The sequence below is a fragment of the Streptomyces sp. NPDC051064 genome (assembly GCF_044455985.1).
Taxonomy (GTDB): Bacteria; Actinomycetota; Actinomycetes; order Streptomycetales; family Streptomycetaceae; genus Streptomyces.
The window spans coordinates 152,042-167,677 of sequence record NZ_JBITFK010000002.1 but is presented as its reverse complement, the minus strand read 5'-3'; the positions used below and the strand labels follow the sequence as shown (position 1 = coordinate 167,677).

14 protein-coding genes are annotated in these 15,636 nt (G+C 69.7%); 1 reads left to right on the top strand and 13 read right to left on the bottom strand.

Features of this window, described 5'->3' with window-relative positions; genetic code table 11:
* Positions 1 to 7: 7 nt before the first annotated feature.
* Genes nuoK through ACIBCU_RS07460 form a run of 11 tightly spaced genes read right to left on the bottom strand, consistent with a single transcriptional unit; the run spans position 8 to position 10,905 of the window.
* Positions 8 to 307 carry an NADH-quinone oxidoreductase subunit NuoK gene (nuoK, locus tag ACIBCU_RS07510; protein ID WP_014154680.1) on the bottom strand — a complete coding sequence of 100 codons (300 nt, stop codon included), beginning with the start codon at positions 305 to 307 and terminating at the stop codon, positions 8 to 10.
* The gene (locus tag ACIBCU_RS07505; protein WP_362933645.1) at positions 304 to 1,158 is read right to left on the bottom strand and encodes an NADH-quinone oxidoreductase subunit J; all 855 of its coding nucleotides are present in this window, start codon (positions 1,156 to 1,158) and stop codon (positions 304 to 306) included. The genes nuoK and ACIBCU_RS07505 overlap by 4 nt, the downstream gene beginning before the upstream one ends.
* On the bottom strand, positions 1,155 to 1,751 hold the full coding sequence (gene nuoI, locus ACIBCU_RS07500) for an NADH-quinone oxidoreductase subunit NuoI (RefSeq protein ID WP_362933642.1): 597 nt from the start codon (positions 1,749 to 1,751) through the stop codon (positions 1,155 to 1,157). The genes ACIBCU_RS07505 and nuoI overlap by 4 nt, the downstream gene beginning before the upstream one ends.
* On the bottom strand, positions 1,744 to 3,162 hold the full coding sequence (gene nuoH / locus ACIBCU_RS07495) for an NADH-quinone oxidoreductase subunit NuoH (RefSeq protein WP_362933639.1): 1,419 nt from the start codon (positions 3,160 to 3,162) through the stop codon (positions 1,744 to 1,746). Before nuoH ends, nuoI begins: the two co-directional genes overlap by 8 nt.
* Entirely contained in the window at positions 3,159 to 5,666 is a 2,508-nt protein-coding gene (locus tag ACIBCU_RS07490) for an NADH-quinone oxidoreductase subunit G (RefSeq protein ID WP_362933636.1), read from the bottom strand. The genes nuoH and ACIBCU_RS07490 overlap by 4 nt, the downstream gene beginning before the upstream one ends.
* Positions 5,663 to 7,036: an NADH-quinone oxidoreductase subunit NuoF gene (gene nuoF / locus ACIBCU_RS07485; protein ID WP_399229959.1), complete on the bottom strand. Its 1,374-nt coding sequence runs from the start codon at positions 7,034 to 7,036 to the stop codon at positions 5,663 to 5,665. Before nuoF ends, ACIBCU_RS07490 begins: the two co-directional genes overlap by 4 nt.
* A complete protein-coding gene (nuoE, locus tag ACIBCU_RS07480; protein WP_362933803.1) occupies positions 7,036 to 7,854 on the bottom strand; it encodes an NADH-quinone oxidoreductase subunit NuoE in 819 nt (272 codons plus the stop codon). The genes nuoF and nuoE overlap by 1 nt, the downstream gene beginning before the upstream one ends.
* 29 nt (positions 7,855 to 7,883) lie before the next feature.
* On the bottom strand, positions 7,884 to 9,260 hold the full coding sequence (locus ACIBCU_RS07475) for an NADH-quinone oxidoreductase subunit D (protein ID WP_362933630.1): 1,377 nt from the start codon (positions 9,258 to 9,260) through the stop codon (positions 7,884 to 7,886).
* The gene (locus ACIBCU_RS07470) at positions 9,260 to 9,976 is read right to left on the bottom strand and encodes an NADH-quinone oxidoreductase subunit C (RefSeq protein WP_399229957.1); all 717 of its coding nucleotides are present in this window, start codon (positions 9,974 to 9,976) and stop codon (positions 9,260 to 9,262) included. The genes ACIBCU_RS07475 and ACIBCU_RS07470 overlap by 1 nt, the downstream gene beginning before the upstream one ends.
* Positions 9,973 to 10,527, bottom strand: coding sequence for an NADH-quinone oxidoreductase subunit B family protein (locus ACIBCU_RS07465; protein ID WP_014154689.1), 555 nt, complete (start codon positions 10,525 to 10,527; stop codon positions 9,973 to 9,975). The genes ACIBCU_RS07470 and ACIBCU_RS07465 overlap by 4 nt, the downstream gene beginning before the upstream one ends.
* An 18-nt stretch (positions 10,528 to 10,545) precedes the next feature.
* Positions 10,546 to 10,905 (bottom strand): NADH-quinone oxidoreductase subunit A, encoded by a 360-nt coding sequence (locus tag ACIBCU_RS07460; protein WP_003992243.1) that lies wholly within the window; start codon positions 10,903 to 10,905, stop codon positions 10,546 to 10,548.
* 902 nt (positions 10,906 to 11,807) lie between these two features.
* Here ACIBCU_RS07460 and ACIBCU_RS07455 point away from each other — a divergent pair.
* A complete protein-coding gene (locus ACIBCU_RS07455; protein ID WP_399229954.1) occupies positions 11,808 to 12,626 on the top strand; it encodes a C40 family peptidase in 819 nt (272 codons plus the stop codon).
* 66 nt (positions 12,627 to 12,692) lie between these two features.
* On the opposite strand, the gene mptB is transcribed toward ACIBCU_RS07455, so the two are convergent.
* Both mptB and ACIBCU_RS07445 read right to left on the bottom strand, forming a co-directional pair.
* Positions 12,693 to 14,210, bottom strand: coding sequence for a polyprenol phosphomannose-dependent alpha 1,6 mannosyltransferase MptB (gene mptB / locus ACIBCU_RS07450; RefSeq protein ID WP_399229952.1), 1,518 nt, complete (start codon positions 14,208 to 14,210; stop codon positions 12,693 to 12,695).
* 138 nt (positions 14,211 to 14,348) lie between these two features.
* The gene (locus ACIBCU_RS07445; RefSeq protein ID WP_362933618.1) at positions 14,349 to 15,632 is read right to left on the bottom strand and encodes a geranylgeranyl reductase family protein; all 1,284 of its coding nucleotides are present in this window, start codon (positions 15,630 to 15,632) and stop codon (positions 14,349 to 14,351) included.
* Positions 15,633 to 15,636 lie beyond the last annotated feature (4 nt).

Sequence of the window (15,636 nt, the reverse complement as noted above, 5' to 3'; positions counted from 1 at the left end):
CGACCCCTTACAGCTTCATCAGGCTGGCGTCGTCGACCGAGGCCGAGTGGCGGGAGCGGAACAGCGACACGATGATCGCGAGCCCGATGACGACCTCCGCGGCGGCGACGACCATCGTGAAGAAGGCGATGATCTGGCCGTCGAGGTTGCCGTGCATCCGGGAGAACGCGACGAGCGTGAGGTTGCAGGCGTTGAGCATGAGCTCGACGCACATGAACACCACGATCGCGTTCCGCCTGATCAGCACGCCGGAGGCGCCGATCGTGAACAAAAGGGCCGCGAGGTAGAGGTAGTTGACGGGATTCACTTGGCGACCTCCTCCTCTTCTTCCGCCTGGTCACGGACTGGTCCGCGGTCACGGCCGAGCCGCTCCCCGGAGCGCTGTTCCAGCGCCTTGAGGTCGGCGAGCGACTCGGCGGCCACATCGCGGATCTGGCCGCGCTGCCGCAGCGTCTGCATGACGGTGAGCTCGGACGGGGTGCCGTCCGGGAGCAGGCCCGCGATGTCCACGGCGTTGTGCCGGGCGTAGACGCCGGGGGCCGGCAGCGGCGGCACATGGCTGCCGCGCACCCGCTCCTGGGAGAGCTCGCGCTGCGTCTTGGCGCGTTCGGTGCGCTCGCGGTGCGTGAGCAGCATCGCGCCGACGGTCGCCGTGATCAGCAGGGCGCCGGTGATCTCGAACGCGAAGACGTACTTGGTGAAGATGAGGTTGGCGAGGCCTTCGACGTTTCCGCCGTGCCGGGCGTTCGCCGCTCCCAGACCGTTGAAGGACGTGAGGGACGCCTGCCCGATGCCGGCGATCAGCAGGATGCCGAAGCCGAGTCCGCAGGCGGCGGCCAGCCAGCGCTGCCCCTTGAGCGTCTCCTTCAGCGAGTCCGCCGCCGTGACGCCGACGAGCATGACCACGAAGAGGAACAGCATCATGATCGCGCCGGTGTAGACGACGACCTGGACGATGCCCAGGAAATAGGCGCCGTTGGCGAGGTAGAAGACCGCCAGCACGATCATGGTGCCGGCGAGCGACAGCGCGCTGTGCACCGCCTTCTTCATCAGGACGGTGGAGAGGGCGCCGATGACGGCGACGGTGCCGAGGATCCAGAACTGGACGGCCTCGCCCGTCGAGGTGGCGGTGGCCGCTGCGGCCAGGGTGGAGGTCATGCGTCCACCTCCTCGTCCGCTTCTCCCTTGGAGACGGCGACCTGTCGCTCCGTGCCGGGAGCGGCCTCGGTCACCAGACCGCGGTAGTAGTCCTGTTCGTCCATGCCGGGGAAGGTCGCGTGCGGGCTGTCGACCATGCCGTCCTCGAGCCCCGCGAGCAGCTCGTCCTTGGTGTAGATGAGGCTCTCGCGGGTGGTGTTGGCGAGCTCGAAGTCGTTGGTCATGGTCAGTGCCCGGGTGGGGCACGCCTCGATGCAGAGCCCGCACAGGATGCAGCGTGCGTAGTTGATCTGGTAGACGCGGCCGTAGCGCTCGCCCGGGGAGTAGCGCTCCTCGTCCGTGTTGTCCGCGCCCTCGACGTAGATCGCGTCCGCCGGACACGCCCAGGCGCAGAGCTCGCAGCCGACGCACTTCTCCAGCCCGTCCGGGTGGCGGTTGAGCTGGTGCCGGCCGTGGAAGCGCGGCGCTGTCACCTTCTGCGTTTCCGGGTACTGCTCCGTGAGCCGCTTCTTGAACATGGCCTTGAAGGTCACGCCGAAGCCGGCCACTGGATTCTGGAACTTCTCCCCTGAGGGTTCTGATGACTCAGACACCGTCAGCCTCCCTTCCGTCGCTCGAACTTCCGGCACCCACCTGGTCGTCACTCCGAGTGTCCGGCCCGCCACTGACAACGAGCTCCCGCTCGCGTCGCGGCCTGCGGCGCGGCACCGGCGGCAGGGACTGCCCGGGCAGTGGCGGCACCGGATAACCGCCCGCCATCGGGTCGAACGCCGGCTCCGGTCCTGCCGCCTCCTCGGCGGCCTTGGCCTTCCGGTCGCGGAACATGTCGGCGACGAAGGAGATCAGCAGGACCGCGATCACGGCTCCGGCGACGTACAGCAGGATCTTCGAGTAGTCGTAGCCCTCGTTGTTCAGCGCCCTCACGGTGGCGACCAGCATCAGCCAGACCACGGAGACCGGGATCAGGACCTTCCAGCCCAGCTTCATCAGCTGGTCGTAGCGGACGCGTGGCAGCGTGCCGCGCAGCCAGATGAAGAAGAAGAGGAGCAGCTGCACCTTGATGACGAACCAGAGCATCGGCCACCAGCCGTGGTTCGCGCCCTCCCAGAAGGTGCTGACCGGGTACGGAGCCCGCCAGCCGCCCAGGAAGAGGGTCACGGAGACCGCGGAGACGGTGACCATGTTGACGTACTCGGCGAGCATGAACATCGCGAACTTGATCGAGGAGTACTCGGTGTTGAAGCCGCCGACCAGGTCGCCCTCGGACTCCGGCATGTCGAACGGGGCGCGGTTGGTCTCACCGACCATCGTGATGATGTAGATGATGAAGGAGACCGGCAGCAGGAGGATGAACCAGCGGTCCTCCTGCGCCGCCACGATCTCCGACGTCGACATCGAGCCCGAGTAGAGGAACACCGAGGCGAACGCGGCGCCCATCGCGATCTCGTAGCTGATCATCTGGGCGCAGGAGCGCAGACCGCCGAGCAGCGGGTACGTCGATCCGGAGGACCAGCCCGCCAGCACGATGCCGTAGATGCCGACGGAGGCGACCGCGAGGATGTACAGCATCGCGATCGGCAGGTCGGTCAGCTGCATCGTCGTACGGTGGCCGAAGATCGAGACCTCGTTGCCGGACGGGCCGAACGGGATCACCGCGATCGCCATGAACGCCGGGGCGGCGGCGACGATCGGGGCCAGGATGTAGACGACCTTGTCGGCCCGCTTGACGACGACGTCTTCCTTGAGCATCAGCTTGATGCCGTCGGCGAGCGACTGGAGCATGCCCCAGGGGCCGTGCCGGTTGGGGCCGATGCGCAGCTGCATCCAGGCGACGACCTTGCGCTCCCACACGATGGCGAAGAGCACGGTCACCATCAGGAACGCGAAGCAGAACACCGCCTTGACGACGACGAGCCACCAGGGGTCGGTGCCGAACATCGAGAGGTCCTCGGCGGCGAGGACGGTGCCCTGCGGTGCCGCGGCGAGTTGGGCGAGGCCGGTCACTCTCCTACCTCCGTAGTCACGACGTGGGAGCCCGGGGCGGCCGGACCGATCCGGACGAGTCCGCCCGGCTGGGCGCCGGTGTCGGCCGGGACGCCCCGGCCGACGGAGTTGAGCGGCACCCACACGACCCGGTCCGGCATCTCGGTCACCGCCAGCGGGAGTTCGGTGGTGCCCGCGGGGCCGGTGACGGCCAGCAGATCGCCGTCCTTCACTCCGGACTCGGCCGCGGTGGCCGGGGAGAGCCGGGCGACGGCCGCGTGCCGGGTACCGGCCAGCGCCTCGTCACCCTCCTGGAGCCGGCCACGGTCGAGCAGCATCCGGTGGCCCGCGAGGACCGCCTCGCCGTCTCCGGGCCGGGGCACCGGGCGGGACGTCGCCCGCGGGTCGTCGGCGTAACCGCCCTGCCGGCCGCCGAGGCGGTCGAGTTCGCGGCGGGCCGCCCTCAGGTCGGGCAGTCCGAGGTGTACGTCGAGGGCGTCGGCCAGCATGTGCAGCACCCGCGCATCGGCCGGGCAGAGCGTCCTCGGCAGCTGCTCGGGCTTCAACGCCGCCTCGAACATCCGCGCCCTGCCCTCCCAGTTGAGGAAGGTGCCGGGCTTCTCCGCCACGGCCGCGACCGGGAGCACCACGTCGGCGCGCTCGGTCACAGCGCCGGGCCGCAGCTCCAGCGAGACGAGGAAGCCGACCTCGTCCAGTGCCTCGATCGCGCGGGCCGGGTCGGGCAGGTCCTCGGGGTCGACCCCCGCGACCAGCAGCGCGCCCAGCTCACCGGTGGCCGCTGCCTCCACGATCTGGCCGGTGTCGCGGCCGAAGCGGGCGGGGAGTTCGGCGACGCCCCAGACGGACGCCACCTCCTCCCTGGCCCTGGGGTCCGTCGCGGGACGGCCGCCGGGCAGCAGGGACGGGAGGGCGCCCGCCTCCAGTGCGCCGCGTTCGCCGGCCCGGCGCGGGATCCACACCAGTGCGGCCCCGGTCGCGGTGGCGGTGCGCAGGGCGGCGGTCAGTCCGCCGGGCACCGCGGCGAGCCGCTCGCCCACCACGATCACGGCGCCTTCGCCGCGCAACGCCTCGGCCGCTGCGGCGCCTTCGGCCTCCAGGCCGACCCCGCCCGCGAGGGCGTCCAGCCATTCGGTCTCGGTGCCGGGAGCCGCGGGGAGCAGGGTGCCGCCCGCCTTCTCCAGGCCCCTGCTGGCGTGCGAGGCGAGCGCGAACGTCCGCTGCCCGTGCTTGCGGAAGGCCTTGCGGAGCCGCAGGAAGACGCCGGGCGCCTCCTCCTCGGACTCGAAGCCGGCCAGCAGGACGGCCGGCGCCTTCTCCAGCGCGGTGTAGGTGACCCCGCTGCCGTCCAGGTCGCGGCCGCGCCCGGCCACCCGCGCGGCGAGGAAGTCGGCTTCCTCCCCGCTGTGGACGCGGGCCCGGAAGTCGATGTCGTTGGTGTCGAGGGCGACCCGCGCGAACTTGCTGTACGCGTAGGCGTCCTCGACCGTCAGCCGCCCTCCGGTGAGCACGCCGGTCCTGCCGCGCGCACCCGAGAGTCCGGCCGCCGCGGCTTCCAGCGCCTCCGGCCAGCTCGCCGGCTCCAGCACTCCCTCCGCGCTGCGTACGAGCGGAGTGGTGAGCCGGTCACGCTGCTGGGCGTAGCGGAAGCCGAAGCGGCCCTTGTCGCAGAGCCACTCCTCGTTGACCTCGGGGTCGTTGGCGGCGAGCCGCCGCATGACCTTGCCGCGCCGGTGGTCGGTCCGGGTGGCGCAGCCGCCGGCGCAGTGCTCGCACACCGAGGGCGTCGACACCAGGTCGAAGGGCCGGGAGCGGAAGCGGTACGCCGCCGAGGTCAGCGCCCCGACCGGGCAGATCTGGATGGTGTTCCCGGAGAAGTACGACTCGAAGGGGTCGCCCTCGCCCGTACCGACCTGCTGGAGCGCACCACGCTCGAGCAGCTCGATCATCGGGTCGCCCGCCACCTGGTTGGAGAACCGGGTGCAGCGCGCGCAGAGCACGCACCGCTCGCGGTCCAGCAGCACCTGGGTGGAGATGGGGACGGGCTTCTGGAAGGTGCGCTTCTTCCCGTCGAAGCGGGAGTCGGCGTCGCCGTGCGACATCGCCTGGTTCTGCAGGGGGCACTCGCCGCCCTTGTCGCAGACCGGGCAGTCCAGCGGGTGGTTGATGAGCAGGAGCTCCATCACCCCCTTCTGGGCCTTCTCCGCGACGGGCGAGGTGATCTGCGACTTCACGACCATGCCGTCGGTGCACGTGATGGTGCAGGACGCCATCGGCTTGCGCTGGCCCTCGACCTCGACGATGCACTGCCGGCAGGCGCCGGCCGGGTCGAGGAGCGGGTGGTCGCAGAAGCGCGGGATCTCGATGCCGAGGAGCTCGGCGGCGCGGATGACCAGGGTTCCCTTGGGGACGCTGATCTCGATGCCGTCGATCGTGAGCGTGACGAGGTCCTCGGGCGGAACGGCCGCCTCGCCGCCCCCGGAGGGCGCACTCGTGGTGACTGTCATGCGTTCACCCCCCGGTGAGCGTTCTTGTCGTCTTTGTCGTCGGCCCAGAGGGTCGACCTGGCCGGGTCGAAGGGGCAGCCCTTGCCGGTGATGTGCTGCTCGTACTCCTCGCGGAAGTACTTCAGCGAGGAGAAGATCGGCGAGGCGGCGCCGTCGCCGAGTGCGCAGAACGACTTGCCGTTTATGTTGTCGGCGATGTCGTTGAGCTTGTCGAGATCGGCCATCCGGCCCTTGCCGGCCTCGATGTCGCGGAGCAGCTGGACGAGCCAGTAGGTGCCCTCACGGCACGGCGTGCACTTGCCGCAGGACTCATGGGCGTAGAACTCGGTCCAGCGGGTGACGGCCCGCACCACGCAGGTGGTCTCGTCGAAGCACTGCAGCGCCTTGGTGCCGAGCATGGATCCGGCGGCGCCGACGCCCTCGTAGTCCAGCGGGACGTCGAGGTGTTCGTCGGTGAACATCGGGGTGGAGGAGCCGCCGGGCGTCCAGAACTTCAGGCGGTGCCCGGCCCGGATGCCGCCGCTCATGTCGAGCAGCTGCCGCAGGGTGATGCCGAGCGGGGCCTCGTACTGACCGGGGCTGGTGACGTGCCCGCTGAGCGAGTACAGCGTGAAGCCAGGGGACTTCTCGCTGCCCATCGACTTGAACCAGTCCTTGCCCTTGTTCAGGATCGCGGGAACCGAGGCGATGGACTCCACGTTGTTCACGACAGTGGGGCAGGCGTACAGACCGGCGACCGCGGGGAAGGGGGGTCGCAGCCGGGGCTGGCCGCGCCGTCCTTCGAGCGAGTCGAGCAGCGCGGTTTCCTCACCGCAGATGTACGCCCCGGCACCCGCGTGCACCGTGAGTTCCAGGTCGAGCCCGGAACCCAGGATGTCCGTCCCGAGGTAGCCCGCCTCGTACGCCTCACGCACGGCCTCGTGCAGCCGCCGCAGTACGGGGACGACCTCGCCGCGCAGATAGATGAAGGCGTGCGAGGAGCGGATCGCGTAACAGGCGATCACGATGCCCTCGATGAGGCTGTGCGGGTTCGCGAAGAGGAGCGGGATGTCCTTGCAGGTCCCGGGCTCCGACTCGTCGGCGTTGACCACGAGGTAGTGCGGCTTGCCGTCGCCCTGCGGGATGAACTGCCACTTCATCCCGGTGGGGAAGCCCGCGCCCCCGCGTCCGCGCAGACCGGAGTCCTTGACGTACGCGATGAGGTCGTCGGGCGCCATGGCCAGGGCCTTGCGCAGACCCTCGTATCCGTCGTGGCGGCGGTAGGTGTCCAGCGTCCAGGACTCCGGCTCGTCCCAGAAGGAGGAGAGGACGGGGGCCAGGAGCTTCTCCGGGCTGGTCCCGTTCTTGTCGATCTCGGCTGCCAAGGTCATCACTCCCCCTCCTCGGCGGCGGGCCCGGCCGGGTGCTCCGGGTCGGAGGCCGAGGTCTGCTGCGGTGCGTCGTGCGAGCTGAGGTGCTCGGAGCCCTTCTGCGGCTGTGCGTCCCGGGGTGCCTCGCCCCTCTGTCCGACCACGCGCGCGTGCGGTGCGCCCTCACCCCTGGCCAGCTTCAGGCCGACCAGGGAGGCGGCGCCCGCTCCGCCGCTCGCCTCGACGGCGCCGGGGCGTTCGTCGGGGAAGCCGGCCAGGATCCGGGCGGTCTCCTTGTACGTGCAGAGGGGAGCGCCCCGGGTGGGCTCTACGGTGCGGCCGGCGATCAGGTCGTCGACGAGGCGCGTCGCGCTCTCCGGCGTCTGGTTGTCGAAGAACTCCCAGTTGACCATCACGACGGGCGCGAAGTCGCAGGCCGCGTTGCACTCGATGTGTTCGAGGGTGACCTTGCCGTCCTCGGTCGTCTCGTCGTTGCCGACGCCCAGGTGGTCCTTGAGCCGGTCGAAGATGGCGTCGCCGCCCATCACCGCGCACAGGGTGTTGGTGCAGACGCCGACCTGGTACTCACCACTCGGCCGGCGGCGGTACATCGTGTAGAAGGTGGCGACCGCGGTGACCTCGGCGGTGGTGAGTCCGAGCTGGTCGGCGCAGAAGGCCATGCCCGTACGGGAGACGTACCCCTCCTCGGACTGCACCAGGTGCAGCAGCGGCAGCAGGGCGGAGCGGCTGCCGGGGTAGCGGGCGATCACCTCCTTCGCGTCCGCTTCGAGCCGGGTGAGCACCTCGGCCGGGTAGGCGGGGGCGGGGAGCTGCGGCATCCCCAGGCTGACTTCTTGGTTGGACGCGGTCACCGGTCGACGCCTCCCATCACGGGGTCGATGGACGCGACGGCGACGATGACGTCGGCGACCTGGCCGCCCTCGCACATCGCCGCCATGGCCTGCAGATTGGTGAAGGACGGGTCGCGGAAGTGGACCCGGAAGGGGCGCGTGCCGCCGTCCGAGACGACGTGCACGCCCAGTTCGCCCTTGGGGGACTCTATGGCGGTGTACGTCTGCCCGGCCGGGACCCGGAAGCCCTCGGTCACCAGCTTGAAGTGGTGGATCAGGGCCTCCATGGAGGTGCCCATGATCTTCTTGATGTGGTCGAGCGAGTTGCCGAGTCCGTCGGGTCCCAGCGCGAGCTGCGCGGGCCAGGCGATCTTCTTGTCGGCGACCATGACCGGTCCGGGCTCCAGCCGTTCCAGGCACTGCTCGACGATCCTCAGCGACTGGCGCATCTCCTCCAGCCGGATGAGGAAGCGGCCGTAGGCGTCGCAGGTGTCCGCGGTGGGCACGTCGAAGTCGTACGTCTCGTAGCCGCAGTACGGATCGGTCTTGCGCAGGTCGTGCGGGAGCCCGGCGGACCTGAGGATCGGGCCGGTGGCGCCGAGCGCCATGCAGCCGGTCAGGTCGAGATATCCGACGTCCTGCATACGGGCCTTGAAGATGGGGTTGCCGGTCGCGAGCTTGTCGTACTCCGGCAGGTTCTTCTTCATGGTCTTGATGAACTCGCGGAGCCGGTCGATCGCGCCCATGGGCAGGTCCTGGGCGAGGCCGCCGGGCCGGATGAACGCGTGGTTCATGCGGAGGCCGGTGATCAGCTCGAAGAGGTCGAGAACGAGTTCACGATCGCGGAAGCCGTAGATCATGATCGTCGTGGCGCCGAGCTCCATGCCGCCGGTGGCGATGCACACCAGGTGCGAGGAGATCCGGTTGAGCTCCATCAGGAGCACCCGCAGGACGGTGGCCCGGTCCGGGATCTGGTCCTCGATGCCGAGGAGCTTCTCGACCCCGAGGCAGTACGCCGCCTCGTTGAAGAACGGGGTCAGATAGTCCATGCGGGTGACGAAGGTGGTGCCCTGCGTCCAGTTCCGGAATTCGAGGTTCTTCTCGATGCCGGTGTGGAGGTAGCCGATGCCGCAGCGGGCCTCGGTGACGGTCTCGCCGTCGATCTCCAGGATGAGCCGCAGCACGCCGTGCGTGGACGGGTGCTGGGGACCCATGTTGACGATGATGCGCTCGTCGTCCGACTTCGCGGCGGACTCGACGACCTCGTCCCAGTCGCCGCCGGTGACTGTATATACAGTCCCCTCGGTCGTGGCCCTGGGATCGGAGAGGGGCGTCCCGGAGGGACCCGATGAGGGGTGGTGGCCGGGTGACGGGTGGGCATGGGGAGTAGTCATCAGCTGTACGACCTCCGCTGGTCCGGAGCCGGGATCTGGGCGCCCTTGTACTCGACGGCGATGCCGCCGAGGGGGTAGTCCTTGCGCTGCGGGAAGCCCTGCCAGTCGTCCGGCATCATGATCCGGGTCAGGGCGGGGTGCCCGTCGAAGATCAGGCCGAAGAAGTCGTAGGTCTCGCGCTCGTGCCAGTCGTTGGTCGGATAGACCTCGACCAGGGACGGGATGTGCGGGTCGCTGTCCGGGGCGGACACCTCCAGGCGGAGCAGCCGCCCGTGGGTGAGCGAGCGCAGGTGGTAGACCGCGTGCAGCTCGCGACCCTGGTCGCCCAGGTAGTGGACACCGCTGACGCCCGTGCAGAGCTCGAAGCGCAGGGCCGGGTCGTCGCGCAGGGTGCGGGCGACCTGGACCAGGTGCTCGCGGGCGATGAAGAAGGTGAGTTCGCCCCGGTCGACGACCGTCTTCTCGATGGCGTTGTCCGGGAGCAGGTCCTGTTCCTCCAGGGCCCCTTCCAGCTCGTCCGCCACCTCGTCGAACCAGCCGCCGTACGGGCGGGAGGTGGCCCCCGGCATGGTCACCGTGCGGACGAGTCCGCCGTAGCCGGAGGTGTCACCGCCGTTGTTGGCGCCGAACATGCCCTTGCGTACGCCGATGACCTCACCGGAGTCGTCGGGCGGGACGGGCACCTGGCCGCTGCTGCTTTCGGGTGCGTCGCTCATCGCAGCAGCCCCTTCATCTCGATCAGGGGAAGTGCCTTGAGGGCCGCCTCCTCCGCCTCGCGGGCGGCCTCCTCCGCGTTGACCCCGAGCTTGGAGCCCTGGATCTTCTGGTGGAGCTTGAGGATGGCGTCGATCAGCATCTCGGGACGCGGCGGGCATCCCGGCAGATAGATGTCGACCGGGACAATATGATCAACACCCTGAACAATGGCGTAATTGTTGAACATTCCGCCAGATGACGCGCAAACCCCCATGGAGATGACCCACTTGGGGCTCGGCATCTGGTCGTAGACCTGCCGCAGGACGGGCGCCATCTTCTGGCTCACCCGCCCGGCGACGATCATCAGGTCCGCCTGCCGCGGCGACCCGCGGAAGACCTCCATGCCGAAACGGGCCAGGTCGTACCGCCCGGCGCCGGTCGTCATCATCTCGATGGCGCAGCAGGCGAGGCCGAAGGTGGCAGGGAAGACGGACGACTTCCGTACCCAGCCGGCGGCCTGCTCGACAGTGGTCAGAACAAAGCCGCTCGGCAGCTTCTCTTCGAGTCCCATGGTGTGCCCCTCAGCCCCTCAGTCCCATTCCAGGCCGCCCCGGCGCCACACATACGCGTAGGCGACGAAGACGGTGAGCACGAAGAGCAGCATCTCCACGAGCCCGAAGATCCCCAGGGCGTCGAAGGTGACCGCCCAGGGATAGAGGAAGACGATCTCGATGTCGAAGACGATGAACAGCATCGCCGTCAGGTAGTACTTGATGGGGAAACGGCCGCCTCCGGCTGGAGTGGGGGTGGGTTCGATACCGCACTCGTACGCTTCGAGCTTTGCTCGGTTGTACCGCTTCGGGCCGATTAGCGTGGCCATGACCACGGAGAAGATCGCAAACCCTGCCCCGAGGGCGCCGAGCACGAGGATGGGCGCGTAGGCATTCACGCTCCTCGCTCCTTCCAGTCGTCCTTGACCGTTGGACCGCATCGGGCGACCGGCTCGCCACCTCATCAAGATCGTGCACATGTGAGGCAGTTCACAAGCCCGACTGCCCCGCATCCTATGCCTGCCGTCCTGTGATCTGCGACACGGGGTGCACCAACGTCTTTGTGATCTCCACCACCTGACGAACGATCATGAAGTCGGATGAGCGGTGATCTTCGTACGCGAAGCGGCCGTGTGGTTACGAGACGTGACATCTCGCGGCGTCACCGCTGGTCAAAGGCGCATGGCTCTATCAATCGACGGACCGTACAAGCAAATTGGCGATGGACACCGTACTGGTGATATAGGGATCGACCCCAGGCGGGAGACACCCGGACGGGGGGCCTCCGGTACCGATGTGGACAATGCGCACGCATTCACGAAGTTCCGGGCGGCCGGAGAGCGCCGGACCCGAGCGCGTCGCCCGGACGCGCGGAGCGGTGGAGCCTTCCTCGGCCGGGCCATCCGCGAACGGGCCACGCGAGCGCCGACGGGCGGCCATGGAAACGGACATGACTCATCAATGGGGCAGGTCGTCGCGAGGTGGCGGCCGGCCTCGCTCCGCACGCGGCGCGCGACCGCGCGGTTGCCTCTCACAGGAGAGCCATGCTGTGACCTGCACCACTCCATGGACGCTTCAAGAGAAGCGGGCTTGGCCAACCGTGTGAACGGATGGTAAGCGACGGGCAATTCGGGCGTATTGAAAGAATGCCGTGATCACAGCGGTGCGCAGACGTGCCCGTTTTGTCCGTTAGGGCGTCAATAAGGGCCCGTAATAAGCGGATTCATAGATTCCGAACGTAACTGTGTCGCAACACACGTTTCTTGATGGGACCCCTACGGCCCTGATAGCGCTAGTACTCATGTCCCACACCGCTCACATACCCAGCCACCGGAAGCCCCGCCAGAGTGCCTCGAAGACGGCGCTGCGGGCAGGAGTTGCCGGTGGCGTCCTCAGCACCATCGCGGTCGCAGGTGCCGCCGGTCCGGCTCAGGCCGAGCCGGTGACCCAGACCATCGAGATGCCCACCATCACGGCCGGGCTCTCCACTTCCGTCGCCGCGTCCGCGCAGGCAACCCAGGCGGTCGCCCTGGACCTGGAGACCCAGGCACAGGAGGACGCCGCCGCCCAGACCGCCGCCAAGGCCGCCAAGAAGGCCAAGGCCGAGGCGGTCCGCAAGGCCGAGGCCAAGAAGAAGGCCGAAGCAGCCGCCAAGGCCAAGGCGGAGGCCGCCGAGCGCGCCTCCCGCACCGCCGAGCGCACCACGCTCAGCGCGGCCTCCGACTCCTCGTCGTCCTCTTCCTCCTCCTCGTCGTCGAGCGCCACCGGCTCCGCCGCGTCCGTCATCGCGTTCGCGCAGTCCCAGGTCGGCGACGCGTACGTCTCCGGCGGCACCGGTCCGAACTCGTGGGACTGCTCGGGCCTGGTCCAGGCCGCCTTCGGCTCGGTGGGCATCGACCTGCCGCGCGTCTCGCAGAGCCAGTCGACGGCCGGGACCCAGGTCTCGCTCGACAACCTGCAGCCCGGCGACATCCTGTACTGGGGCGGTGCCGGCAGCGCGTACCACGTCGGGATCTACGTGGGCGGCGGCGAGTTCGTCGGTGCGCAGAACTCCAGCACCGGCGTCGTGCAGAAGTCCCTGGACTACGACCCGCCGTCGGGCGCCGTCCGCGTTCTCTGATTCACAAGCTCCGCACGCCTGAGCACGACCGCGGGCCGTCACTCCTCCACCCGGAGTGACGGCCCGTCATCGTGCTCGGGTGACGTCCGCCTCCACGTCCGCTTCCACGTCCGCCTCCACGTCCGCCTCCACGGCGGCTTCCGCCGGCAGGCGCTGGCCCGGCACGTGGCCGCGCCCCGCTTCGGCCCTTTCCCTGCGCAGGAGCACCAGGCCCGCCACGCACACGAGGGCGGCCAGCACGAAGCCGTACGGCGGGGTCGAGCCCTTGGGCTGCGTCTCGTAGACGAGCGCGGCCGACAGCACGGTCACCGCGGCCACCGCCCGGCCGCCGCTCACGGTGGCGGCGAGCACCGCCGTCGCCCACAGCAGGTACCACGGCTGCACCATCGGCGAGAGCGCGACCAGGGCCAGCAGCGCGAGGCCCAGGGCGGGGACGGGTTCCGTACGCCCGGTCGTCGCCTGCCAGGCGAGGCGGGCGATCAGCACCAGGGCGACCAGCAGACCGAGGTTCTGCACGGCGGACTTGACCGGATCCGGATCGGTCCCGGCCAGCAGCCGCAGGAGTTCGCCCAGCCCCAGGCCGAGGTCGCTGCTGACGGAGAGCGCGGTGTGGATGCGCCCCGCGACGCTCTGGGTCCCGATCCAGCCGAAGCCCGTGCCGCCGAGGAACGTCACGCCGACCACGACCGCCCCGGCGACCAGCCCGGGCGCCAGCAGCCCCTTGGCCACCCGCCGTACGACCGGACCGCTCGCGGCCCGGCCCACCACGACGCCGACGAAGAGCAGCGCCACGCCGGCGGGTGACTTGACCATCATGGCGAGCCCGACGAGCGCCGACCCGGCGATCCACCGCCCGCGCAGGGCGAGCAGCACACCGGCCAGCATGAGGCCGGTCATCAGCCCGTCGTTGTGGACGCCCCCGACCACATGGATGAGCAGCAGCGGGTTCAGTGCCCCGAGCCACAGGGCGGCGCTCTCGTCGCGGCCGTGTTCCCGGGCGAGGTTCCGCAGGGCCCACACGATCAGCACCAGCGCGCCCAGGGCGATCAGACGCATCCCCAGCACGGCCGGCACGATCGTGCCGTCGGTCGCCCAGGCCACACCCCGCGCCAGGATGAGGAAGAACGGGCCGTACGGCGCAGGGGTGTCGGTCCAGTGGCCGCCGACGCTCGCCGCGGCGTCTCCGCCCGGCCCTGCGGGGTCGAGGACGGACGGGCCCACCTCGTAGACGTCATGGCCTTCGAGGACCATCGCGCCCTGCGCGATGTAGCTGTAGACATCGGCGCTGTAGAGCGGTGGGGCCACCACGAACGGCGCGGTCCACCACCCCACGGTGACCAGACTGTCCCGTACGCCGGCGCCGGTCCTGCCGTACATCCACCACGCGACGACGAGCACGGTCAGCCCGCCGTACGCCAGGGCGTAGCCGACCGCTGTGACGGTGGTGCCGTGCGGCACCCAGAGCCCCCACGGGTCGTGCGCGGGCAGCGTTCCGACGGCCCAGCCGCCCGCGACGGCCGCCGTCGCCCCTGCCGCCCCCAGCAGGCGGTACCTTCCGCCGTCCCCTGTCCCCGTTGCCCGCATGGTCCGCAACCTATCGCAGCGGGTCCGGACGGCCTGCCGGTCCGTGCGCCCCGATGGTTCCAGCGGGACGCGGGGGAACAGGCACCCGCGGGCTGTCGCACCGCGGGCCGGGGCCCGGGCCGCCCCCGGCCCGTCGGATCAGGCCTTCGGGGCGACCTTCGAGAGACCGTTGATGATGCGGTCCATCGCGTCGCCGCCCGTCGGGTCGGTGAGGTTGGCGAGCATCTTCAGCGTGAACTTCATCAGGACGGGGTGGGTCAGACCGCGCTGCGTCGCGATCTTCATGACCTTCGGGTTCCCGATCATCTTCACGAAGGCGCGGCCCAGCGTGTAGTAACCGCCGTAGGTGTCCTTGAGGATCTTCGGGTAGTGGTGCAGGGCCAGTTCCCGCTGGGCCGGGGTGGCGCGAGCGTGCGCCTGGACGATGACGTCCGCGGCGATCTGGCCCGACTCCATGGCGTACGCGATGCCTTCGCCGTTGAACGGGTTGACGAGACCGCCCGCGTCACCGACGAGCAGCAGGCCCTTGGTGTAGTGCGGCTGGCGGTTGAAGGCCATCGGGAGCGCGGCGCCGCGGATCGGCGTCGTCATGTTCTCGGGGGTGTAGCCCCAGTCCTCCGGCATCGAGGCGCACCAGGCCTTGAGCACCTCGCGCCAGTCGAGCTCCTTGAAGGCGGACGAGGAGTTGAGGATGCCGAGGCCGACGTTGGACGTTCCGTCGCCCATGCCGAAGATCCAGCCGTAGCCGGGCAGCAGACGGTCCTCGGCGCCGCGGCGGTCCCACAGCTCCAGCCAGGACTCCAGGTAGTCGTCGTCGTGGCGGGGCGAGGTGAAGTACGTACGGACCGCGACGCCCATCGGGCGGTCCTCGCGGCGGTGCAGGCCCATGTGGAGGGAGAGCCGGGTGGAGTTGCCGTCGGCGGCGACGACGAGCGGGGCGTGGAAGGTGACCGGGGTCTTCTCCTCGCCGAGCTTGGCGTGGACTCCGGTGATACGGCCGGTGCGCTCGTCCTTGACCGGCTCGCCGACGTTGCAGCGCTCGTACAGCCGGGCGCCCGCCTTCTGGGCCTGCCGGGCGAGCTGCTCGTCGAAGTCGTCGCGCTTGCGGACCAGACCGTAGTCCGGGTACGAGGCGAGGTCCGGCCAGTCCAGCTGGAGGCGGACGCCGCCGCCGATGATGCGCAGGCCCTTGTTGCGCAGCCAGCCGGCCTCTTCGGAGATGTCGATGCCCATGGAGACGAGCTGCTTGGTGGCGCGCGGGGTGAGACCGTCACCGCAGACCTTCTCACGGGGGAAGGCCGTCTTCTCCAGCAGGAGGACGTCGAGTCCGGACTTGGCGAGGTGGTACGCGGTCGTGGAGCCGGCTGGGCCCGCTCCGACGACGATCACGTCCGCGCTGTGCTCGGAGAGGGGCTCGGTCACGGTC